This is a genomic window from Streptomyces sp. 1331.2, assembly GCF_900199205.1.
Classification (GTDB): Bacteria; Actinomycetota; Actinomycetes; order Streptomycetales; family Streptomycetaceae; genus Kitasatospora.
The window spans coordinates 6,892,356-6,913,957 of record NZ_OBMJ01000001.1 but is presented as its reverse complement, the minus strand read 5'-3'; the positions used below and the strand labels follow the sequence as shown (position 1 = coordinate 6,913,957).

Annotated in this window: 16 protein-coding genes; 10 read left to right on the top strand and 6 right to left on the bottom strand. The window is 72.7% G+C overall.

Annotation, left to right across the window (positions count from 1 at the left end):
• Window positions 1–6: 6 nt before the first annotated feature.
• Complete coding sequence (locus CRP52_RS29960) at window positions 7–918, bottom strand: LysR family transcriptional regulator (RefSeq protein ID WP_097239240.1); 912 nt, start codon at window positions 916–918, stop codon at window positions 7–9.
• A 223-nt stretch (window positions 919–1,141) separates the two neighbouring features.
• Between CRP52_RS29960 and CRP52_RS29955 the strand changes: the two genes are divergently transcribed.
• Complete coding sequence (locus CRP52_RS29955; protein WP_097239239.1) at window positions 1,142–2,557, top strand: PD40 domain-containing protein; 1,416 nt, start codon at window positions 1,142–1,144, stop codon at window positions 2,555–2,557.
• Window positions 2,558–2,753: 196 nt separating this feature from the next.
• Window positions 2,754–4,340, top strand: a complete 1,587-nt coding sequence (locus CRP52_RS29950) for a TolB family protein (protein ID WP_097239238.1) — start codon at window positions 2,754–2,756, stop codon at window positions 4,338–4,340.
• A gap of 224 nt (window positions 4,341–4,564) precedes the next feature.
• On the opposite strand, the gene CRP52_RS29945 is transcribed toward CRP52_RS29950, so the two are convergent.
• Window positions 4,565–5,755, bottom strand: coding sequence for a glycine C-acetyltransferase (locus tag CRP52_RS29945; protein ID WP_097239237.1), 1,191 nt, complete (start codon window positions 5,753–5,755; stop codon window positions 4,565–4,567).
• 30 nt (window positions 5,756–5,785) lie between these two features.
• Window positions 5,786–6,814, bottom strand: a complete 1,029-nt coding sequence (gene tdh / locus CRP52_RS29940) for an L-threonine 3-dehydrogenase (RefSeq protein WP_097239236.1) — start codon at window positions 6,812–6,814, stop codon at window positions 5,786–5,788.
• 467 nt (window positions 6,815–7,281) lie between these two features.
• On the opposite strand from tdh, the gene CRP52_RS29935 reads away from it, so the two are divergent.
• Entirely contained in the window at window positions 7,282–8,685 is a 1,404-nt protein-coding gene (locus CRP52_RS29935) for a serine hydrolase domain-containing protein (RefSeq protein WP_097239235.1), read from the top strand.
• Window positions 8,686–8,753: 68 nt separating this feature from the next.
• Here the strand turns inward: CRP52_RS29935 and CRP52_RS29930 are convergent, their stop codons facing one another.
• On the bottom strand, window positions 8,754–9,815 hold the full coding sequence (locus CRP52_RS29930) for an ATP-dependent DNA ligase (protein ID WP_097239234.1): 1,062 nt from the start codon (window positions 9,813–9,815) through the stop codon (window positions 8,754–8,756).
• Between the two features lie 65 nt (window positions 9,816–9,880).
• Here CRP52_RS29930 and ligD point away from each other — a divergent pair, with 65 nt between their 5' ends.
• Both ligD and CRP52_RS29920 read left to right on the top strand, forming a co-directional pair.
• On the top strand, window positions 9,881–10,891 hold the full coding sequence (gene ligD, locus CRP52_RS29925) for a non-homologous end-joining DNA ligase (RefSeq protein WP_257032919.1): 1,011 nt from the start codon (window positions 9,881–9,883) through the stop codon (window positions 10,889–10,891).
• A gap of 46 nt (window positions 10,892–10,937) precedes the next feature.
• Window positions 10,938–11,588 (top strand): GNAT family N-acetyltransferase, encoded by a 651-nt coding sequence (locus tag CRP52_RS29920; protein WP_097239233.1) that lies wholly within the window; start codon window positions 10,938–10,940, stop codon window positions 11,586–11,588.
• A gap of 48 nt (window positions 11,589–11,636) precedes the next feature.
• On the opposite strand, the gene CRP52_RS29915 is transcribed toward CRP52_RS29920, so the two are convergent.
• Window positions 11,637–12,836, bottom strand: a complete 1,200-nt coding sequence (locus CRP52_RS29915) for an 8-amino-7-oxononanoate synthase (protein ID WP_097240446.1) — start codon at window positions 12,834–12,836, stop codon at window positions 11,637–11,639.
• 238 nt (window positions 12,837–13,074) lie between these two features.
• On the opposite strand from CRP52_RS29915, the gene CRP52_RS29910 reads away from it, so the two are divergent.
• From CRP52_RS29910 to CRP52_RS29895, 4 genes are all read left to right on the top strand, one after another.
• Window positions 13,075–13,512: a WXG100 family type VII secretion target gene (locus CRP52_RS29910; protein ID WP_097239232.1), complete on the top strand. Its 438-nt coding sequence runs from the start codon at window positions 13,075–13,077 to the stop codon at window positions 13,510–13,512.
• Window positions 13,513–13,543: 31 nt separating this feature from the next.
• Window positions 13,544–15,772: a hypothetical protein gene (locus CRP52_RS29905; RefSeq protein WP_097239231.1), complete on the top strand. Its 2,229-nt coding sequence runs from the start codon at window positions 13,544–13,546 to the stop codon at window positions 15,770–15,772.
• Window positions 15,773–15,826: 54 nt separating this feature from the next.
• Complete coding sequence (locus CRP52_RS29900) at window positions 15,827–16,513, top strand: hypothetical protein (RefSeq protein WP_097239230.1); 687 nt, start codon at window positions 15,827–15,829, stop codon at window positions 16,511–16,513.
• A gap of 63 nt (window positions 16,514–16,576) precedes the next feature.
• Window positions 16,577–19,069: a DEAD/DEAH box helicase gene (locus tag CRP52_RS29895; protein ID WP_373560577.1), complete on the top strand. Its 2,493-nt coding sequence runs from the start codon at window positions 16,577–16,579 to the stop codon at window positions 19,067–19,069.
• 142 nt (window positions 19,070–19,211) lie between these two features.
• Here the strand turns inward: CRP52_RS29895 and CRP52_RS29890 are convergent, their stop codons facing one another.
• Window positions 19,212–20,078, bottom strand: a complete 867-nt coding sequence (locus tag CRP52_RS29890) for a hypothetical protein (RefSeq protein WP_143685858.1) — start codon at window positions 20,076–20,078, stop codon at window positions 19,212–19,214.
• Between the two features lie 248 nt (window positions 20,079–20,326).
• Here CRP52_RS29890 and bioB point away from each other — a divergent pair, with 248 nt between their 5' ends.
• A complete protein-coding gene (bioB, locus tag CRP52_RS29885; RefSeq protein WP_097239227.1) occupies window positions 20,327–21,583 on the top strand; it encodes a biotin synthase BioB in 1,257 nt (418 codons plus the stop codon).
• Window positions 21,584–21,602 lie beyond the last annotated feature (19 nt).

Genomic DNA, 21,602 nt, shown 5'->3' with positions numbered 1-21,602 from the left:
CCGGAGCTACGCGCTCGCGGCCGCCGCGTCGGCGAGGGCGTCCAGGACCGGGCGGATCAGCGGGTGGCCGTCGGCGCCCGCCCGGACGGCGGCGAAGACCCGGCGGGTGGCCAGCTCGCTGTCGACCGGGCGCACCGCCACCCGGGAGAGGTCGACCCCGCGCAGCGCCGAGCGCGGCACCAGGGCCACCCCAGCCCCCGCCGAGGCGAGCGCCACGACCGCCCGGAAGTCGTCCGAGGAGTGCAGCAGGCGCGGCTGGAACCCGGCGTGCTCGCAGGCCAGCAGGACCACGTCGTGGCACGGGTTGCCCGGGTAGGGCCCGATCCACGGCTCGTCGGCGAGCTCGGCGACCGCGAGCGGACCGTCCTCGGCGGCCAGCCGGTGGTCCAGCGGCAGGACGGCCTCGAAGGGCTCGGCGTACAGCGGCACCCGGGTGAGGCGGGCATCGTCGGCCCGCGGGGCACCGCGGTACTCGACGGCCACCGCGAGGTCGGCCCGGCTCTCCAGGACCATCGGCAGGCTGGCGTCGCCCTCGGCGTCCAGCACCTTGAGCCGCACCCCCGGCGCCCGCTCGGCGAGCAGACCGATGGCGGGCGCGAGCACCAGTGCGATGCCGGTGGCGAAGGAGGCGACGGTGACCTCGCCGGAGACGCCCGCCCGGTACGCGGCCAGGTCGGCCTCGGCGCGCTCCAGCTGGGCGAGCACGACGTCCGCGTGGCCGAGCAGGATCTCCCCGGCGGCGGTCAGCCGCACGCCCCGGCCCTCTCGGGCGAGCAGGTGGTGCCCGGTCTCCTGCTCCAGGGCGGCCAGCTGCTGGGAGACCGCGGAGGGGGTCAGGTAGAGGGCGGCCGCCGCGGCGGTCACCGTGCGGTGGTCCGCCACGGCCCGCAGGGTCCGCAGCCGTCGTGCGTCGATCACAGCCCCAATTCTGCCAGCGCGCGGGAGCGGACCGGACGGGCTCCGGGCCTGCGAGGTTTCGGCCGGAGGTACCACCGGTGGCGTATTTCCGGACGAGATCGCTTCACTTCGTTGACCGCCGGGCCGTACGACGCTTGGCTCGTGCCCAGCCGGACCGCGGGGGTCGTGGGTCAGGCACAGCCTCGAACACCACCTGTGATCCGTCGTCTGGGGAGGATGATCCATGACCACCGCACGCACCCGCCGTCGGCTGGCCCGCACCGCCTGCGTCCTGGCCACCGTGACCGCGGTCGGCGCCGTGATGCCCGCCGCCGAGGCCCGGCCGCCCAAGGGCGACACCGCCCGGGTCAGCGAGGGGCCCAAGGGCGAGGCGCTGAACGGCGACTCCTACGGCCTCGGGGTGAGCTCCGACGGCCGCTCGGTGCTGTTCAGCTCGACCGCGACCGGCCTCGCCCCCGGTCACGCCGACGGCTCGGAGGGCCTCTACGTCAAGGACCTCCGCAACGGGCACGTCGAGCAGGTCGACCTGGCCGACGACGGCTCCCGGCTGGACGCGGGCGTCGCCGACGGCACGATCAGCGGCGACGGCCGGTACGTGGCGTTCAGCACCGCCGCGACCAACGTGGTGCCCGGGCAGCAGAAGCACGCGGCTGACGTCTTCGTCCACGACCGGTGGACCGGCCGCACCGAGCTGATCAGCGCCGGCACCGGCCCGACGACCGACGACCAGTCGATCCGCCGGGCGAGCAACCCCAGCCTGAGCTGGGACGGCCGCTACGTGGCCTTCGCCTCCGACCGCACCGACCTCGGGGCGACGGTCAAGCGCGGCAAGGCGAACGTCTACGTCACCGACCGCTGGACCCACACCACCCGCCTGATCACGGTCGGCGCCGACGGCACGCCGGCCGACCAGCACTCCTCCGTGCCGAGCCTGAGCGCGGACGGGCAGACCGTCGGCTTCACCTCGCGGGCGAGCAACCTGCTCCCGTCCGCGGAGGAGCCCGCAGAGAGCTCCGTCGGCTCCTCGCCCACCGACCCGACCGACGACGCCACCGCCCCCGGCGCCCGGCCCCGGCTGGCGGTGCCCCGGTTCTACCCCTACTACGTCTGGGACGCCCGCACCGGCCGGATCAGCGGCGCCAGCTACGACGAGACCGGGGCCTTCCGCCCCACCGGCCAGGACGGCCGGATCAGCCCGGACGGCCGCTACGCCGTGTACAGCGTCCCCCAGCCCGGCGGGCGGCCCGGCTCGCACGGGGTCCACCTGGTGGTCTACGCCCGCGAGTTGGCCACCGGCACCGTCACCCAGGTCAGCACCCCGCTCGCCGGCACCACGACGACCCTCTCCTCCTACGAGCCCGTCATGACCTACGACGGCCGGTGGGTGTACTTCACCTCCGACGTCGAGACCCTGGTGCCGGACGACACCAACCAGCAGTCGGACGTCTTCCGCCGCGACCTGTGGACCGGACGCACCGAGCGGGTGAGCCTCACCCAGGACGGATCCCAGAGCACGGCCTCGTCGTTCACCCCGTCCGTGGACGCCTTCGGGGACACCGTGGTCTTCGACGCCACCGACGGCGACCTCGTCCCGGGCGACACCAACAACGTCACGGACGTCTTCCGGCGTCGTCTCTGACGGCCTGACGGGCCGCCGGCCTGACCCGACGGCTCACACTGTCCGACTCCCGTGCGGAATACGGTGGTTGACGTATTTTCCGCCGAGATCACCCCCGGCCGTTGACCACCGCCCCTCCCGGCGATTGGCTCTCCCCGAGCCCGTCGCCGGGAGGGAGCCCGGCGCAGGGGCGATCACAGGGGAGGACAACCCGCCCATGACACCCAACACCCGTACCGCCCGCACCCGTTGGTTCGCCGACGGCGGCAGCGTCCTGGCGGCCGTCGCCGTGCTCGCCGCGACCGCCGCCCCCGCCCAGGCCGACCCGGCGCCGCGCGGCACCGTCCGGGTCAGCGTCGGGCTGGACGGCGCGGCGCCGAACAACCAGTCGCAGAGCCACGGGGTGAGCGCCGACGGCCGCTACGCCCTGTTCACCTCCTGGGCCACCAACCTGGTGGAGCAGCCCGCCAAGAGCGGCCGCGACGCCTACGTCCGCGACCTGCGCACCGGCCGCACCGAGCGGGTCAACCTGGCCGACGACGGCTCGGCGCTGAACGGCTTCACCGACTACGTCGCGATCAACGCCGACGGCCGCTACGTGGCCTTCGAGAGCGACGCCGACAACGTGCTGCCCGGCATGCAGGTGCAGGGCCGCACCGAGGTGTACCTGCGCGACCGCAGGACCGGCCGCACCGAACTGGTCAGCGGCGGGCTCACCAGCGCCGACACCGACCGGTTCCACGCCTCGTACGCACCCTCGATCAGCGCCGACGGCCGCTACGTGGCCTTCGTGTCCTCCCGGACCGACCTCGTCCCGGCCCTGCCCGGCGGTGTCGGCGACGGCGCCGACGCCCCGTCGCTCACCAGGCCGTACACCTGGGACTACAACATCTACGTCCTCGACCGCCGGACCGGGACGACCCGACTGGTCTCCGTGGGGGCGGACGGCAAGCCGGGCGACAGCATGTCCCTCAACCCGACCATCAGCGCGGACGGCCGCACCATCGGCTTCACCTCCTTCGCCGGGAACCTGCTGCCGGCCGCCCGGACCCCCGCCCGCGCCGAGACCGCCCCCGCCTCCCCGGGCGCAGGTGTCGCCGATGTCGAGCAGGCCCCCGGCACCTCGTCCGCCCTGCCCCGCAACGCCCGACAGGGCCAGGCGAAGGCGAACCTGGCCCGGCCGACGACCGGCGCCTACTACACCTACGACGTGCACTCCGGCCGCATCGCCGCCGCGAGCCTGGACCTCGACGGCAAGCTCGGCTCCGCGAGCTTCGACGCGACGATCAGCCCCGACGGGCGGCGCGCGGTCTACGCCCTGCCCGAGCCCGGCGGCTCGACCAACGGCCACCGGTACCACCTGGTGCTGTACGTCCGGGACCTCAGGAAGGGCACCGTGACGAAGGTCAGCGGCGGCCTGCTCGGCACCACCTCGGTCGGCACCTCCGACCACGGCAGCGTCACCGCCGACAACCGCTGGATCTACTTCTCCTCCGCCGCCGACAACCTGGTGCCCGGCCCGCAGCACCCGGGCTGGGACGTCTACCGCCAGGACCTGCGTACCGGCCGCACCGAGCGGGTCGCCACCGCGCCGGACGGCTCGCTCGGCAACGGCTCCTCGGTCGACCCCTTCGTGGACGCCCACGGCCGCACGGTGGTCTTCGGCTCGACCAGCGGCAACCTGGTCGCCGGCTCCGCGGGCCCGGCGGCCGGCGACTACCAGGTCTTCGCCCGCAACGCCCGGCACCTCGGCGACGACCAGGGCGAGGACCAGGACGAGAACGGGGACCCGAACGAGGACTGATCCGGCCGGCCCCCGGAAACCGCGGACGGGGGCGGGACGTCGGCCGGGCCGGCGTCCCGCCCCCGCAGCGGGAGGGTGGGGCAGGTGGTTGGTGAGCCGTGCGGCGCGGGCGCAGTGAAGTGCCCGTGCCGCACGGCGTTCGTGAGCCCGTGGGCCGGTCCGGTTCCGAGCGGTCCGGCCCACGGGCAGTTCGGTGCGGGCCCCTGCCGGGCCCGTCGGGGGTGCTACTTCAGCGCGGCGCGGGCGTCCACGAAGGCGGCGACGGCGCGCTCGACGTCCTCGGTGGAGTGCGCCGCGGACAGCTGCACCCGGATCCGGGCCTGGCCCATCGGGACGACCGGGTACGAGAAGCCGATCACGTACACGCCGCGCTCCAGCAGCAGTTCGGCGAGCCGGCCGGCCTCGGCCGCGTCGCCGATCATCACCGGGGCGATCGGGTGGTCGCCGGGCAGGATCTCGAACCCGGCCTCGGTCATCTTCGTGCGGAACAGCGCGGTGTTGGCCGCCAGCTTCTCGCGCAGCTCGGTGGAGCGCTCGACCAGGTCGAGCACCTTCAGCGAGGCGGCCGCGATGACCGGGGCCAGCGAGTTGGAGAACAGGTACGGGCGGGAGCGCTGGCGCAGCAGCGCGACGATCTCCCGGCGGGCGGCGACGTAGCCGCCGGAGGCGCCGCCGAGGGCCTTGCCGAGGGTGCCGGTGATGATGTCCACTCGGTCCATCACGCCGTGCAGTTCGGGGGTGCCGCGGCCGCCCGCGCCGACGAAGCCGACGGCGTGCGAGTCGTCCACCATGACCATCGCGCCGTAGCGCTCGGCCAGGTCGCAGATCTCCGGCAGGGGGGCGACGTAGCCGTCCATGGAGAAGACGCCGTCGGTGACGATCAGGCGGCGGCGGGCGTCCTGGGTGTCCTGGAGCTGCTTCTCCAGGTCGGCCATGTCGCGGTTGGCGTAGCGGTGGCGGCGGGCCTTGCTGAGCCGGATGCCGTCGATGATGCTGGCGTGGTTGAGCGCGTCGGAGATGACGGCATCGCGGTCGTCCAGCAGGGTCTCGAAGACACCGCCGTTGGCGTCGAAGCAGGAGGAGTAGAGGATCGTGTCCTCCTGGCCGAGGAAGGCCGAGAGGCGGTCCTCCAGCTCCTTGTGGACGTCCTGGGTGCCGCAGATGAAGCGGACCGAGGCCATGCCGTAGCCCCAGCGGTCCAGGGCGTCCTTGGCCGCGGCCAGCACCTCGGGGTGGTCCGCCAGGCCGAGGTAGTTGTTGGCGCAGAAGTTCAGCACCTCGCCGGGCTTGCCGCCGCCGGTGACGGTGACGGCGGCGCTCTGCGGGGTCCCGATGACCCGCTCGGGCTTGAACAGGCCGGCCTCGCGGATCTCGTCGAGGGTGGTGGCGATGTCGGCGCGCACGTTGTCGAACACAACAGGCTCCTTTGGCGTCGGCGGGGTGGCTCAGGCGGTCCAGTCGAGGATGATCTTGCCGCAGTTGCCGCCCGCGGCGTCGTCGAAGGCGGCCTCGAAGTCGGTGGCGGCGTAGCGGCCGGTGATCACCGGGCTGAGGTCCAGGCCGCCCTCCAGCAGCACGGACATCGCGTACCAGGTCTCGAACATCTCGCGGCCGTAGATGCCCTTGATGGTGATCATCGAGGTGACGATGCGCGCCCAGTCGACGGCGAAGTCGTCGGCCGGCAGGCCGAGCATGGCGATCTTCCCGCCGTGGGTCATGTTGGCGATCATCGACTGCATCGCCTCGGGGCGGCCGGACATCTCCAGGCCGACGTCGAAGCCCTCGCGCAGGCCGAGCTTCTGCTGGCCCTCCTCGATGGTGTGCTCGGCGACGTTGAGCGCCAGCGTCACACCGACCTCGCGGGCCAGGTCGAGGCGGTACGGGGAGACGTCGGTGATCATCACGTTGCGGGCGCCGGCGTGCTTGGCGACGGCGGCGGCCATGATGCCGATCGGGCCGGCGCCGGTGACCAGCACGTCCTCGCCGACCAGCGGGAAGGACAGTGCGGTGTGCACGGCGTTGCCGAAGGGGTCGAAGATCGCGGCCACGTCCAGGTCGACCGGCACCCGGTGCACCCAGACGTTGGAGGCGGGCAGCGCCACGTACTCGGCGAAGGCGCCGTCCCGGTTGACGCCCAGGCCGACGGTGTTGCGGCACAGGTGGCGGCGGCCGGCCAGGCAGTTGCGGCACTTGCCGCAGACCAGGTGGCCCTCACCGCTGACCAGGTCGCCGATCGCGATGTCCGCGACGCCGGCGCCGATCTCGGCGACCTCGCCGACGAACTCGTGGCCGATCGTCATCGGGGTCTTGATGGTCTGCTGCGCCCAGCCGTCCCACTTGCGGATGTGCAGGTCGGTGCCGCAGATGCCGGTCCGCAGCACCTTGATCAGCACCTCGCCGGGGCCGATCTCGGGCTTCGGGACGTCGATCATCCAGAGGCCGGGCTCGGCCTTCTGCTTGACGAGTGCCTTCACGGGCGACGGCTCCTGACGTGCGGGGGGACGGCCTTCGAGGGTCGGGCAGGCCGAGGCGGCCCGGTTCGGCCGTTCCTGACGGGCGCACTCCGGGCAGGCAGAAATCTGCCTGGTGGGAGGGGGTGCGGTCCATCGAGGAATTCTTAAGGGCGGCCACAGCTGGGCTAAACGATCGTGCCCGAGCAGCGGTCGGGGGCGGTTGCGGCGTGCCGGGGCTCACCCGGTCGGCCGAGCGCGGGGCACCGGTGGGGACACCAACCGTCCGCCGCGCGCCGGTACTTGACAACACGCCGCGAGCGGGACCGGGCCACTCGGGTGGGCCTTGGGTCCGTTCGGGCCAGCCCGGCCGTCACCGGCGCGCGGGTGTTCGAGGGCGGTGCTTACGGTGGCGACGGTCCCCCCGTGGCCCCGTGGAGCAGGCGCTCCGGGGCCCTTCGCCGCTTCGCCGCAGAGAGGCGCCCCGCCCCATGACCCACACCCGACGGCCCCGCCCGGCCGCTCCCCGCTCCGCCCGGCTGGCCGCAGGAGCCGCCCTCGCGCTGACCGGCCTGCTGGCCGCCACCGCCTGCTCCGGCGACTCGACCACCCGGCAGGCCGCCGACCCGGCGGTCACCGCCGAACCGGCCGCGCTCAGCCCGTCCGCGAGCCCCGGCACCTCGGGGAGCGCGTCCTCGAACGCGGTGGTGCCGCTGACCTCCGCCGTCACCGCCAAGCTGGACGCCGCGATCCAGCGGGTGCTCAGCCAGAACGGCGTCCCCGGCATCTCGGTCGGGATCATCACCCCGAGCGGCACCTACCAGAAGGCCTTCGGCGTCGCCGACAAGACCACCAAGGCGCCGATGGACGTCGGGATGTACACCCGCATCGGCAGCGAGAGCAAGACCTTCACCGCGACCGCCGTCCTGCGCCTGGTGGACCAGGGCAAGGTGGGGCTGGACGACCCGATCTCCAAGTACGTGGACGGCGTCCCCGGCGGCGACGGGATCACCGTCCGCGAGCTCGGCGAGATGCGCAGCGGGCTGTTCCCGTACAGCTCCGACCCGGACTTCGTGAGCACGCTGATCAACGACCCGAACCACGTGTTCACCCCGGACCAACTGCTCGCCTACGGCTACAAGCACCCCGCCGTGTCCCCGCCCGGCACCGAGTACCAGTACAACAACAGCAACTACATCCTGCTGGGCAAGCTGATCGAGAAGGTCGGCGGGCAGTCGGCCGGCGACTTCCTCAAGGCCCAGGTGTTCACGCCGGCCTCCCTGGGCAAGACCAGTTTCCCCACGGACTCGGCCCTCCCCGACCCGCACCCCCGCGGCTACACCAACCAGACGCCCGACGGGTCGGTCCAGGACGCCACCAACTGGAACCCGTCCTGGGCGTGGACCGCCGGAGCCGTCATCACCACCCTCGCCGACCTGGAGAGCTGGGCGAAGACCATGGCCACCGGCGCCATCATCAGCCCGGCCACCCAGGCCGAGCGGATGAAGCTCCTGCCGACCCCGGACCCTGGCGTCACCTACGGCTTCGGGGTGTTCAACAACGCCGGCTGGATCGGCCACAACGGCTCGATGCCGGGCTACGAGAGCGTGGCGGTGTACATGCCGGAGGCCCAGGCCACCATGGTGCTGCTGCTGAACACCGATGTGATCTCCCAGGGCCAGGAGCCGTCCACCCTGTTCGCCAACGAGATCACCAAGATCATCTCGCCGAACAACGTCTACGCCCTCCCGGCGGAGACCGCCCCGCCGTCGGCCTCGGGTTCGCCGTCGGCCCCGGCCTCGGGCTCCCCCTCGGGCCTGCCCTCGGCCACCGTCTCCGGCAGCGGTACGCCCTCGCTCCCGACGGGCAACAGCTCCAGCACCGTGCGGGCCTGACCACCACCACGGCACGACGCGAGGGGCCCGACCCGGTTCGACCGGGTCGGGCCCCTCGCCTCGTGCCGTCAGATCCCCAGCACCTTGCCGAGGTCGTAGGAGACCGGCTCCTCCAACTGCTCGTACGTGCAGCTCTCCGGAGTGCGGTCCGGCCGCCAGCGGCGGAACTGCGCGGTGTGCCGGAAGCGGGTGCCCTCCATGTGGTCGTACGCCACCTCGACCACCCGCTCCGGGCGCAGCGCGATCCAGGAGAGGTCCTTGCCGCCCGTCCAGCGGCTGACCGCGCCGGGCAGCCGGCCCTCGGCGTGCGCAGCCTCCTCCGCCCAGGCCCCCCACGGGTGCCGGGAGAGGTCGTCCATCCTGAGCGGGGCCAGCTCCTCGGCCAGTTCGCGGCGGCGGGCCATCGGGAAGGCCGCGCAGACCCCGACGTGCTGGAGCCTGCCGTCCGCGTCGTGGATGCCGAGCAGCAGCGAGCCGACGACCGGGCCGCTCTTGTGCTCGCGGTAGCCGGCCACCACGCAGTCGGCGGTGCGCTCGTGCTTGATCTTGAACATGGTCCGCTCCCCCGGCCGGTACGGCTGGTCCAGCGGCTTGGCCACCACCCCGTCCAGCCCGGCGCCCTCGTACTCGGCGAACCAGGTCTGCGCGAGGCCTCGGTCGGTGGAGGCGGGGGCGGTGAAGACCGGGTCGGCGGCGTCGGCGAGCGCGGCCTCCAGGGCCGGGCGGCGCACCGACAGCGGTTCGTCCAGCAGGGAGTCGTCGCCGAGGGCGAGCAGGTCGAAGGCGACGAAGGAGGCCGGCGTCCGTTCCGCGAGCAGCTTCACCCGGCTCGCGGCGGGGTGGATGCGCTCCAGCAGCTCCTCGAAGCGCAGCCGGCCCTCGCGGACGATCACCACCTCGCCGTCCAGCACGCAGCGCGGCGGCAGCTCCCGCTGCAGGGCCTCGACCAGTTCGGGGAAGTACCTGGTCAGCGGTTTGCCGGTGCGGCTGCCGAGCTCCACCTCGGCGCCGTCGCGGAACACGATGGTGCGAAAGCCGTCCCACTTGGCCTCGTACTGCATCCCGGGCGGGATCTTGGCCACCGACTTGGCGAGCATCGGCGCCACCGGCGGCATCACGGGCAGGTCCATGGTCCCAGCCTCGGGCCAACCGGCTCGGGGCGCGCGGCGGCCGTACGGCGCTTAGCGTGAGGGGCATGGGCTCAGCCGTGGAACTGGAAGTCGCCGGGCGCACCGTCCGGCTGTCGAACCCGGACAAGGTGTACTACCCCGAGCGCGGCTTCACCAAGCTGGACGTCGCGCAGTACTACCTGGCCGTCGCCGAGGGGGTGCTGCGCGGCCTGCGCGACCGGCCCACCACCCTGCAGCGCTTCCCGGACGGCGTGGACGGCGAGTTCTTCTACCAGAAGCGGGCCCCCAAGGGGCTGCCGGACTGGCTGCCCACCGCCCGCATCAACTTCCCCAGCGGCCGCTCCGCCGACGAGATCTGCCCCACCGAGCCGGCCGCCGTCCTGTGGGCGGCCAACCTCGGCTGCCTCACCTTCCACCCCTGGCCGGTGCGGCGCGCCGACACCGACCACGTCGACGAACTGCGCATCGACCTCGACCCGCAGCCCGGCACCGACTTCCACGACGCCGTCCGCGCCGCCCACGAACTGCGCGCCCTCCTGGAGGAGTACGGGCTGCGCGGCTGGCCCAAGTCCTCCGGCGGGCGCGGACTGCACGTGTACGTGCCGCTGGCGCCCGAATGGAACTTCACCGACGGACGGCACGCGGTGATCGCGCTCGGGCGCGTCCTGGAGCAGCGGATGCCGGGGAAGGTCACCACCGCGTGGTGGAAGGAGGAACGCGGCGAGCGGATCTTCGTCGACTACAACCAGATGGCCCGCGACCGCACCATCGCCTCCGCGTACTCGCTGCGCGCCCGGCCCCGCGCCACCGCCTCCGCCCCGCTGCGCTGGGAGGAGCTGGACGACGCCTCCCCCGAGGACTTCGACCTGCGGACCGTCCCCGCCCGGTTCGCCGAACTCGGCGACCTGAACGCCGGGATGGACGGCGAGGCGTACCGGCTGGAAGGCCTGCTGGAGCTCTACGAGAAGCAGGTGCACGACGAGGGCCTCGGCGAACTCCCCTACCCGCCCGACCACCCCAAGGCGGCGGGCGAGCCGACCAGGGTCCAGCCGAGCCGGGCGAAGAACAGGCCGTAGGCTGGCGCCTTCGACGGACCGGCGACGGGCTGGGAGGGGAGTCGTGATGGGCGCTCGGGGGCTGGCGGAGATCCTGGCGGACGCGGCGGGCGGGGTGTTCCCGCCGCCGGACGGGTCGGTGACGGTGGTGCCGCAGGCCTCGCCGCGCGACGTCGGGGTGGTGTCCTTCGCGGCGCACGCGGTCGTCTTCACCGACCAGGACCCTGCCTGGGTGCGCGCGGCGCTGGCCGCCGACCCCGGCGACCCGCTGTCCGCGCCGCTCTGCCCGCCGTTCCTGACCGCCTTCGCCGAGCGCACCGGGCGGGTGGTCAACAACATCGACCTGCTGTCGGTCGCCGGCCGTCTGCCGGGCGGACCGCCGCTGCCGCTGGCGGAGGTGCAGGACCGGGAGCACCCCCGGGTGGTCCGCGCCCTGTGCTACCGCGAGGACGTCCGGGTGTTCACCACCGACGGCGGCACGCTGATCCTCGGGCGCGGGGTGGCCGGGCGCTGGGAGTGCGCCATCGAGGTCGAGCCGCGGGCCGCCGGCCGCGGCCTCGGCCGTGCCCTGGCCACCGCCGCCCGCCACCTGCTGCCGGAGGGCGCCGCCGTCTGGGCCCAGCAGGCCCCCGGCAACGCCCCCAGCGTCCGCGCCTTCCAGGCCGCCGGCTACCGCCCGGTCGGCGCGGAGGCGCTGCTGGTGGTGGGGCAGCCGTAGGGCGGTCTGCTCGGGCGGACCAGGTCTCGCCGGACGGCCGGACAGGCCCTAACCGTGGCGGGCGCCCGTCGGGGCCAGGGCGGCGATGATCCGGACCGCGTCGGCGATCTGGCCGTCCGTCAGGTCGCCGCGGGCCGTGAGCCGCAGGCGGGAGATGCCGTCCGGGACGGACGGCGGGCGGAAGCAGCCCACCGCGAGGCCCGCACGGCGGCAGTCGGCGGCCCAGGCGACGGCGGCCTCCGGGCCGGGGGCCCGCACCGAGACCACCGCCGCCTCCGGCTCGCAGGCGTGCAGGCCGACGGCGGTGAGCTGCCGGGCGAGGGTGCGGGCGACCTCGCGGGCGCGCTCGGCCCGGGCGGGCTCGGCGCGCAGCAGGCGCAGCGCGGCGAGGGCGGCGCCGGCGGCGGCCGGGGCGAGGCCGGTGTCGAAGATGAAGGTGCGGGCGGTCTCGGTGAGGTGTCGGATCACCCGGCGCGGGCCGAGGACGGCGCCGCCCTGGGAGCCGAGCGACTTGGAGAGAGTGGCGGTGGCGACGGTGTCGGGCCGCCCGGCGAGCCCGGCCGCCGCGAGGGCGCCGGTGCCGCCGGGGCCGAGCACGCCCAGTCCGTGCGCGTCGTCCACCAGGAGGGCCGCGCCGTGCGCGCGGGCGGCCTCGGAGAGGGCGGGCAGCGGGGCGGCGTCGCCGTCCACCGAGAACACCGAGTCGGTGACGACCAGCGCCCGCCGCTGGGACCGCCCGGCGAGCACTTCGGCCACCGCCGCCGGGTCGCTGTGCGGGGCGCGGTGGACGTCGGCGCGGGAGAGCCGACAGCCGTCGATCAGCGAGGCGTGGTTGTAGGCGTCGGAGACGATCAGGGTGTCCGGGTCGGTGAGCGCGGTGAGCGCGGCGAGGTTGGCCGTGTACCCGGAGGAGAACACCAGCGCCGCCTCGGCCCCGCAGAACTCGGCCAGCTCCTGCTCCAGTTCGGTGTGCAGCGCGGTCGTCCCGGTCACCAGCCGCGAGCCCGTCGACCCGCCGCCCCACCGCAGTGCGGCGTTCGCCGCGGCCTGCGCCACCACCGGATGCCTGGTCAGCCCCAGGTAGTCGTTCCCCGCGAGGTCCAGCACCGGGTCCTCCGCCGCCCGGCTGCGCAGCGTCCGCGTCAGCCCGGCGTCGGCACGCAGCGCGGCGGCCTCGTCGAGCCAGTCGAAGACGCTCTCGGGCGCGAGGACGGACGGGCGCGGTTCGGACGCGAGGGGGTGGCTCATGACCGGCACTCTGGCACGGTCGTCGCCGGCCGGGCAATGTGCCGCTCGGCACAGCTTTGCGGGGCACATCGTGGCGAATCCCCGCTTGATTCACTTGGATTTAACCTGCATTCCACTTTCAACTCACCCAAACCTCTGGTTGCGCAAAAAATTCATCACGCTCTCGCAAAGACCGGGGGAATTCGTCCTCACCCGTTCGCTACGCTCCTTGTCGATCTTCAACCGGGGGGAATGAGAAGTGGCGGACCTCGAATTCGAGCGCCGGATGAATCCGTGGCTGTTCGACGCCAACGGGAACCTGACCGCGGACGCGAAGAAGCAGTTCCCGGACCTGGCCGGGGCCAACGACGCCCCGGTCTCGCTGGGCGGCGGCCAGACCGTCAAGGCGAACCCGGCGGTGCTCCAGCAGGCGGCGCAGAACGCCTTCGCCCTGCGCGACTCGGTCAAGACCGAACTGTCCCAGCCCGGCGAGCACGTCAACGCGGCAGCCGGCGCGCTCAAGGGGTGGTCCCTCGGCACCGGGCTCACGGGCCTGTGGATGACGTGGTCCGCCCAGGCGGAAGGCCTGCGCAGCAGCATCGAGGACATCGGCAACCGGCTCCAGAGCACCTCGCAGAGCTACGCCAAGACCGAGTCGGACGTCAGCGCCGGCTTCCAGCAGGGTGCGAAGGCCTGACGGCCGCGCGAAGCAGGGACACGACGAAGACATGGTGACGTTCAACCAGCTCCAGCAGGTCGACCTCGGCAGCCTCGGTTCGGCGGCGGGCGACTTCGAAACCCTCGTCCGCAACTGGGACCTCACCCGGCGGATGCAGAACGAGGTCATCGGCACCGTCCAGCAGTCCGGCTGGCACGGAGACGCCGCGGGCCTCGCCACCGCCAAGCTCACCTGGGGCCGCGACCAGATCCACGCCGCCTTCGAGGAGGCCTCGGGCATCGCCAGGACCCTCCGCGACGCCCACGACGAGATCACCGCCGCCAAGAAGGACCTCGACACGGCGGTGCACAACGCCACCGCCGACGGCCTCACCGTCGACGGCGAGGGCGCGGTGCACTGGCCGCCGCCCACGACGCAGGAGGACAAGCGCGACCCCGAGTACGCCAAGAGCTGGAAGGCCAAGGCCGAGACCGCCGCGAAGGCCATCGGCGACGCGCTCGACCGCGCCACCGAGGCCGACATCGCCGCCACCAACGCCCTGGGCACCGACACCGGCAGCGACAGCGGCACGTTCAACGCCACCCCGGTCGGCGGCATCCCGGAGGAGGAGGCCAAGGAGGCCACCTACATCCTCGGCCTCGGAGCCAACGCCAGCGACGCCCAGCTCCAGCACCTCCAGAGCATCCTGGACCACCACAACGGCGACCCTCGCTTCGCGACCTCCTTCTACGGCAAGCAGGACCCGGCGACCTTCCTCGCCCAGTACGGCGCGATGGCGCAGAGCGCGGACTACGGCGGCAGTTCCGCCCGCAGCGCCGCGGTCAAGGGCATCCAGAAGGACCTGGGCCTCACCCTCGCCACCGCGACCGACTCCAAGCAGGTGCCGCACGTCTCCGACGACTGGGAGACCAGGCTGCGCGCCGCCGGCGCCAAGCAGATCCCCGTCCCCGCGGGCGCCGACCCCGCCCACAGCCCGTACGGCTACCAGATCCTGGCCAACGTCCTGCGGAACGGGAAGTACGACGCGCACTTCCTCGACCCGATCGCCGAGCACGTGACCCAGCTGACCAACGAGAACCCGATGCGCTGGGACGCGGCCTCCAAGGCCACGTACCCGTTCACCGAGCTCAAGTTCATCGGCGTGCCCGACAAGGACGGCAACATCCGGGGCATCAACCCGATGTCCTCGATCCTGGACGCGCTCGGGCACAGCCCGGAGGCGGCCACCAAGTTCTTCCACGACGCGCCGACCACCTACAACCCGGACGGCACGGTCAAGAGCACCGGCGGGGAGAACACCTACCTCAAGATGCTCACCGACAGCGGCTCCCGCTCCCTGCTGCTCGACCAGCAGTACCCGCCGCGGCCGAACCCGGGCACCGCCGACCCCTTCGACGTCACCTCCCTCGGCCACGCCCTGGAGGCCGCGACCACGGGTAGGGCGTGGGACGACGTGCACGGCAAGTTCCCGCAGCACACGGCGGACATGAAGTCCGTCATGCAGCAGGTCGTGAACAGATTCGGTACCGGCGACGGTCCGGACCTCCTCAACGGCGGACAGTTCGCGAACCTCAACGGCAGCCTCGGCAACATGACCGCCAACTACATCGGCGACGTCCAGGACTCGCTGGAAGGGGCGGGCGGCACGTCGAAGCTCCTCGACCAGGGCGCCGTGACGCGCCTGGTCGGCACGCTCGGCCGGAACCCGGACGCCTACGCGGCGATCGCCGCCGGGCAGCAGGCCTACACCACGGCCCAGATCCAGGACGTCTTCGCCCATCCCGAGCTGCACAAGGACATGGCCATGGCGGTCGAGAACCTCGCCAAGCCGGCCGGCCAGGTCAACGGCCTGATCACCAGCGCGATGGTCGACGAGGTGTACAACAAGCACGCCGCCAGCGACGCCGAGTACAACGCCGCGATCGACACCAAACGGGAACTCGCCGGCCAGCTCTGGTCGTTCGCCGGTGACGCGTTGAAGGAGCGGGCACCGCTGATCGGCGAGGGCGTCGACAACGTGGCCAACCAGATCATGGACAACGTCGCCGCCGGCTACAAGGTGGACACCCACAACGCCGCGAGCGACGAGGCCGTAGCGGCGAAGCAGAACGCCGAGACCAACGCTCAGCAGGCGATCGTCAACGCGGTCCGCGACGCCGGGCGCACCGCAGGCGTCGACCCCAACTACCTCGACGACGTGGCCCGCCGGGCCGCCCAGGAGGAGAACACCGGCTACACCAGCGGCAGGGACAGCTTCGGCACGGCCTTCCGCAAGTAGGACCGGCATCCGGAAGCGAGCCGTACCTCCCACCACGACCGAGAGTGTTGAGACATGGTTGACGTCGCCCACATCATCCCGCCGTCCCCGGACGACCCGCCCCGGCGGCCGTCCCGGGTCCGCCCCTGGCACGCCGCCGTCGCCCTCGTGGTGGCGGCGGCGGTGGGCGGCGGGCTCTACGTGTGGAAGCCCTGGCAGTCGGTCGATGTCCCGGCCAGTGCGTGCTGGGGGCTCCTCACCGGCGACCAGATCAGGCCCCTGGTCGGCGCGGACGGCCAGGCCCACGAGATCTCTTCGGGAGGCGACCTGTCAGGGGGCAGCCAGACGGTGCGGTGCGGGGTGGCGTGGCGCCCCGCCTCCGGTGAGTTCGCCGTGGAGATCGAGGTCACGCAGGTGCTGGAGTCCACCTACCAGTCGGAGGTCCGATCGATGACCTCCGCCGTGGCCGCGAACAACGGGACGACGACGCTCGACCTCGGCACCGGGACGAGCGGCTGGATCTATCGCGGCGCCGCGCCACGCGTGCTCTTCCGGTGCGACAGCCATCGGCAGTCACCCGCGGACAACGTCTACCGCGAGATCGTCGTCTCCGGCGCCACCACGCTGTCGGGACGGCCGACCCGGGAGGTCGTCCAGGACTATGCCGACCTCGCGCTGCGTACCGCCCGGGAGGTCGTCCGCCAGGAGGGCTGCCCCGACGTCCACCTGGTCGAGCGTGCCCCCGTCGTCCCCGCCAAGTGACCCCGGGCTTTGCCCGGGGTGGCGGCGAGCAGGCAAGATAGCCGGGTGACCCTCCTTGATCTGATGCCGAAGCCCGCCACGCCCGATGCGCTGTACGAGACGTTCGCAGCCTGGGCGGAGGAACGGGGGATCACGCTGTACCCGGCGCAGGAGGAGGCGCTGATCGAGCTGGTCTCGGGGAACAACGTGATCCTGGCGACGCCGACCGGCTCGGGGAAGAGCCTGGTGGCCGCGGGGGCGCACTTCGCCGCGCTGGCGGAGGGGCAGCGGACGTTCTACACCGCGCCGATCAAGGCGCTGGTGTCGGAGAAGTTCTTCGACCTGGTCAAGATGTTCGGCACCGAGCAGGTCGGCATGATGACCGGCGACGCGAGCGTGAACCCGACGGCGCCGATCATCTGCTGCACCGCCGAGGTGCTGGCCCAGATCGCGCTGCGGGACGGCGCGCGGGCGGACATCGGCCAGGTGGTCATGGACGAGTTCCACTTCTACGCGGAGCCGGACCGCGGCTGGGCCTGGCAGGTGCCGCTGCTGGAGCTGCCGCAGGCGCAGTTCCTGCTGATGTCGGCGACGCTCGGCGACGTGCGCCGCTTCGAGGAGGACCTGACCCGTCGGACGGGCCGTCCGACGACCGTGGTGCGCAACGCGACCCGCCCGGTGCCGCTCTTCTACGACTACCGCCGCACCAATATGCACGACACGCTGGAGGAGCTGCTGCAGACCGGCCAGGCGCCGGTCTACGTCGTGCACTTCACGCAGAAGGAGGCGGTGGAGCGGGCGCAGTCGCTGATGAGCATCAACATGTGCTCGAAGGCGGAGAAGGAAGCCATCTCCGACCTGATCGGCAACTTCCGCTTCACCACCAAGTTCGGCCGCAACCTGTCCCGTTTCGTGCGTCACGGCATCGGCGTGCACCACGCGGGCATGCTGCCGAAGTACCGTCGGCTGGTCGAACGCCTCGCCCAGGCGGGCCTGTTGAAGGTGATCTGCGGGACCGACACGCTCGGCGTCGGCGTCAACGTGCCGATCCGCACGGTGCTGTTCACCGCGCTGTCCAAGTACGACGGACAGCGCGTGCGCATCCTGCGCGCCCGTGAGTTCCACCAGATCGCCGGCCGGGCGGGCCGGGCCGGCTTCGACACCGTCGGCCAGGTGGTGGCGCAGGCGCCGGAGCACGTGATCGAGAACGACAAGGCGATCGCCAAGGCCGGGGACGACCCGAAGAAGAAGCGCAAGGTGGTGCGCAAGAAGGCGCCGGAGGGTTTCGTCGGCTGGTCGGAGGAGACCTTCGAGCGGCTGATCGCCGCCGATCCGGAGCCGCTGGTCTCCCGGTTCAAGGTCAGCCACGCGATGCTGCTGTCGGTGATCGGCCGCCCGGGCAACGCCTTCGAGGCGATGCGCAAGCTGCTGACCGACAACCACGAGGACAAGACCGCGCAGCGCCGGCACATCCGCACGGCCATCGCCATCTACCGTTCGCTGCTGGAGGGCGGCGTGGTGGAGCGGCTGCCGGAGCCGGACGCCGAGGGCCGCATCGTCCGGCTCACCCTGGACCTGCAGGAGAACTTCGCGCTCAACCAGCCGCTGTCCACCTTCGCGCTGGCCGCCTTCGAACTCCTCGACCCGACCTCGCCCTCGTACGCCATGGACGTGATCTCCGTCGTCGAGGCGACCCTGGACGACCCGCGCCAGATCCTCGCCTCGCAGCAGAACAAGGCGCGCGGGGAGGCCGTCGGCGAGATGAAGCGCGACGGCATCGAGTACGAGGAGCGGATGGAGCGGCTCCAGGAGATCACCTACCCGAAGCCGCTGGAGGAACTGCTCACCCACGCCTACGAGGTGTACCGCCGGGCGCACCCCTGGATCGGCGACCACCAGCTGCAGCCGAAGTCGGTGGTCCGCGACCTGTACGAGCGGGCGATGACCTTCTCGGACTACGTCGGCTTCTACGAGCTGGCCCGCACCGAGGGCATCGTGCTGCGCTACCTGGCCGGTGCGTACAAGGCGCTGGAGCAGACCGTCCCCGAGGACGTGAAGACGGACGACCTCAAGGACGTCATCGCCTGGCTGGGCGAGCTGGTCCGCCAGGTCGACTCCAGCCTGCTGGACGAGTGGGAGCAGCTGGCCAACCCGACCGAGGCCGCCACGGCGGAGGTCACGCTGGACGACAAGCCGGCGCCGGTCACCGCGAACGCGCGCGCCTTCCGGGTGCTGGTGCGCAACGAGATGTTCCGCCGGGTCGAGCTGTGCGCGCTGGAGCACTGGGACGAACTCGGCGAGCTGGACGGCGAGTACGGCTGGGACGCGGACCGCTGGGCGGACGCCATGGACGGGTACTGGGACGAGTACGACGACCTCGGCACCGGCCCGGACGCCCGCGGCCCGAAGATGCTGATCATCGAGGAGGAGGACTCCGCCTGGAAGGTCCGACAGATCTTCGACGACCCGGAGGGCGACCACGACTGGGGCATCAGCGCCGAGGTGGACCTGTTCGGTTCGGACGAGGAGGGCCGGGCGGTGCTGCGGGTGACCGCGGTGGACCGGCTGGGCGGCTGACCGGGCGTCAATCACGGTGAGGGGGCTCGGCGTTGCCGGGCCCCCTCGGGCGTTCACCGCCGGGGTCTCGCATCCGGCGGTCCTACATCCAGGGGCCTGACATCCAGGGGTCCTGCATCCAGCCGTCTGGCGTCCAGCCGTCCTACATCCAGACGAACGGCGAGCCGGCCGCGTAGGAGAGCGCGCGGGTGGCCTCGTCCAGCATCTGCTCGGTGCTGGGCGTCGTGGCGGTGGGCGTCGGGCCGGTCGCGGCCGGCGCGCCCGCGCCGGTCGGGGTGCCGGGTGCCGTGCGGCCGTCGCCGGTGCGGGAGCTGGTGACGGTCACGTAGTGCCCGACCGCCTCGACCCGCGCCTCGCCGACCGCCTTCGCGGCGCCGGCGGGCTGGGCGGGGGCGATGGTGGTGTCCGCGAGGATGAAGGCGACCGAACCGGGCTTGGCCCGCAGGGCGTCGGCGGCCTTGGCGGCGGAGGCCTGGTCGGGGAAGCGCAGCAGCGTGACGCTGCTGAGGACGGGGCGGTCCTGGCCGGTGAAGCTGACGGTCAGGTAGGCCTGGCAGCCGGACTCCTTCAGCGGGTCCTGGGTGCGGTCCTGCAGTACCTCGGCGCAGTTCTCGCCCTGCCGGGCGCCGTTGCGCCGCGCCTTGTAGGCGCCGACCTCGACGGGCCGCTGGGCGGGGAAGATGTTGTCGACGTTGAGGGCTTCGGGGTCGGTGCGCGGCGGCGCGGAGCCGACCACGGGCGGCGTCTTGGTCGAGTCCTTGGTGGACGGGCCGAGCCCGGGTATGTAGTCGCCGGGCATCGGGCGGCTGATGAGCCATCCGCCGGCGGCGACCACGCCGACCATGACGATCCAGCCCGCCGCCCGGCGGCCCGTCAGCCGTCGGCCCCGCCTGCGGCCCGGGGCTCCGGCGGCCGTCCCGCCGGTGTCGGCGCCCCCGCCGGTCCGCTGTCCTGCCTGGCCTTCCCGGCCTTCTCCCGGAGTCGGGGTGCGCTCCCCCTGCGTGGTCATGGCGCAGATTCTAAGCACCGCCCGGGTGGTCTGGATCACTGGGTCGGGGGTTGTCGATCTTCACCCTGCGCCCCCTCGGACCGACCGGATACCTACCCGCCGGTAACCGCCTCCCCCGGCCACCGTCAAGCGCGTGACCAGCGCCGACGCCGTGAGCTTCGACACTGTGGCAATCGGCACATCCTCACGCCGATCTTCTGGCGGGTTTGCTCTGGCGCCGCTCGATCACCACCAGGCAGGATCACCCCATGGATCTGCTCGATACCCTCACCGCCAAGGGCCTGCGCGGCGAAGTCCCGACCCGCGAGGAGGCCCTGGCCGTCCTCGCCACCACCGACGACGAGCTGCTCGACGTGGTCGCCGCGGCCGGCAAGGTGCGCCGCCGCTGGTTCGGCCGCCGGGTCAAGCTCAACTACCTGGTGAACCTGAAGAGCGGGCTCTGCCCGGAGGACTGCTCGTACTGTTCGCAGCGGCTCGGGTCCAAGGCCGAGATCCTCAAGTACACGTGGCTCAAGCCGGACCAGGCCGCCGACGCGGCCCGCGCCGGGGTGGCCGGCGGCGCCAAGCGGGTCTGCCTGGTGGCCAGCGGCCGCGGCCCGACGGACCGCGACATCGACCGGGTCACCGACACGATGGCCGCCATCAAGGAGGCCGACCCCCAGGTCGAGATCTGCGTCTGCCTCGGCCTGCTCTCCGACAACCAAGCGGAACGCCTCAAGGCGGCGGGCGCCGACGCGTACAACCACAACCTCAACACCTCCGAGGGCACCTACGGGACCATCACCAGCACCCACACCTACGCGGACCGGGTGGACACCGTGCAGAAGGCGCACGGTGCGGGCCTGTCCGCCTGCTCCGGCCTGATCGCCGGCATGGGCGAGAGCGACGAGGACCTGGTCGACGTGGTCTTCGCGCTGCGCGAGCTGGGCTCGGACTCCGTCCCGGTCAACTTCCTGATCCCCTTCGAGGGCACCCCGCTCGCCAAGGAGTGGAACCTCACCCCGCAGCGCTGCCTGCGCATCCTGGCGATGGTCCGCTTCGTCAACCCGGACACCGAGGTGCGGATCGCCGGCGGCCGCGAGGTGCACCTGCGCTCGATGCAGCCGCTCGGCCTGCACATCGCCAACTCCATCTTCCTCGGCGACTACCTGACCAGCGAGGGCCAGGCCGGGCAGGCCGACCTCGACATGATCAAGGACGCCGGCTTCGAGGTCGAGGGCGCCGGCGAGGCCACCCTGCCGCGCCACCGCGCCGACCTCGCCGAGGCCGCCCAGGCGGCCCACGCCGGTGGCGGCTGCGGCAGCGCGGCCTCGGCCTGTGGCAGCGGCGGCGGCTGCGGCCCGTGCGGCGGGCACGCGCACGCCGCGCCCTCGTCGGCCGCGGCGGCCGCGTCGGCCTCGTCGGTCGAAGAGGCCACGGAGGCCGCAGAGGACGGCGAGCTGCGCAGCGACCTGGTCAAGGTCCGCCGCCGCGGCGCCGGCACCGAACTCGCCCCCAACGCCTGACCGTTCCACCACTCAGGAG

Excerpts from the sequence above, each read along its gene's own strand:
- CRP52_RS29955 (WP_097239239.1), top strand. The coding sequence starts at position 1,142 with ATGACCACCGCACGCACCCGCCGTCGGCTGGCCCGCACCGCCTGCGTC.
- CRP52_RS29950 (WP_097239238.1), top strand. The coding sequence starts at position 2,754 with ATGACACCCAACACCCGTACCGCCCGCACCCGTTGGTTCGCCGACGGC.
- CRP52_RS29935 (WP_097239235.1), top strand. The coding sequence starts at position 7,282 with ATGACCCACACCCGACGGCCCCGCCCGGCCGCTCCCCGCTCCGCCCGG.
- CRP52_RS29930 (WP_097239234.1), bottom strand. The coding sequence starts at position 9,815 with ATGGACCTGCCCGTGATGCCGCCGGTGGCGCCGATGCTCGCCAAGTCG.
- ligD (WP_257032919.1), top strand. The coding sequence starts at position 9,881 with ATGGGCTCAGCCGTGGAACTGGAAGTCGCCGGGCGCACCGTCCGGCTG.
- CRP52_RS29920 (WP_097239233.1), top strand. The coding sequence starts at position 10,938 with ATGGGCGCTCGGGGGCTGGCGGAGATCCTGGCGGACGCGGCGGGCGGG.
- CRP52_RS29915 (WP_097240446.1), bottom strand. The coding sequence starts at position 12,836 with ATGAGCCACCCCCTCGCGTCCGAACCGCGCCCGTCCGTCCTCGCGCCC.
- CRP52_RS29905 (WP_097239231.1), top strand. The coding sequence starts at position 13,544 with ATGGTGACGTTCAACCAGCTCCAGCAGGTCGACCTCGGCAGCCTCGGT.
- CRP52_RS29900 (WP_097239230.1), top strand. The coding sequence starts at position 15,827 with ATGGTTGACGTCGCCCACATCATCCCGCCGTCCCCGGACGACCCGCCC.
- CRP52_RS29895 (WP_373560577.1), top strand. The coding sequence starts at position 16,577 with ATGCCGAAGCCCGCCACGCCCGATGCGCTGTACGAGACGTTCGCAGCC.
- CRP52_RS29890 (WP_143685858.1), bottom strand. The coding sequence starts at position 20,078 with ATGACCACGCAGGGGGAGCGCACCCCGACTCCGGGAGAAGGCCGGGAA.
- bioB (WP_097239227.1), top strand. The coding sequence starts at position 20,327 with ATGGATCTGCTCGATACCCTCACCGCCAAGGGCCTGCGCGGCGAAGTC.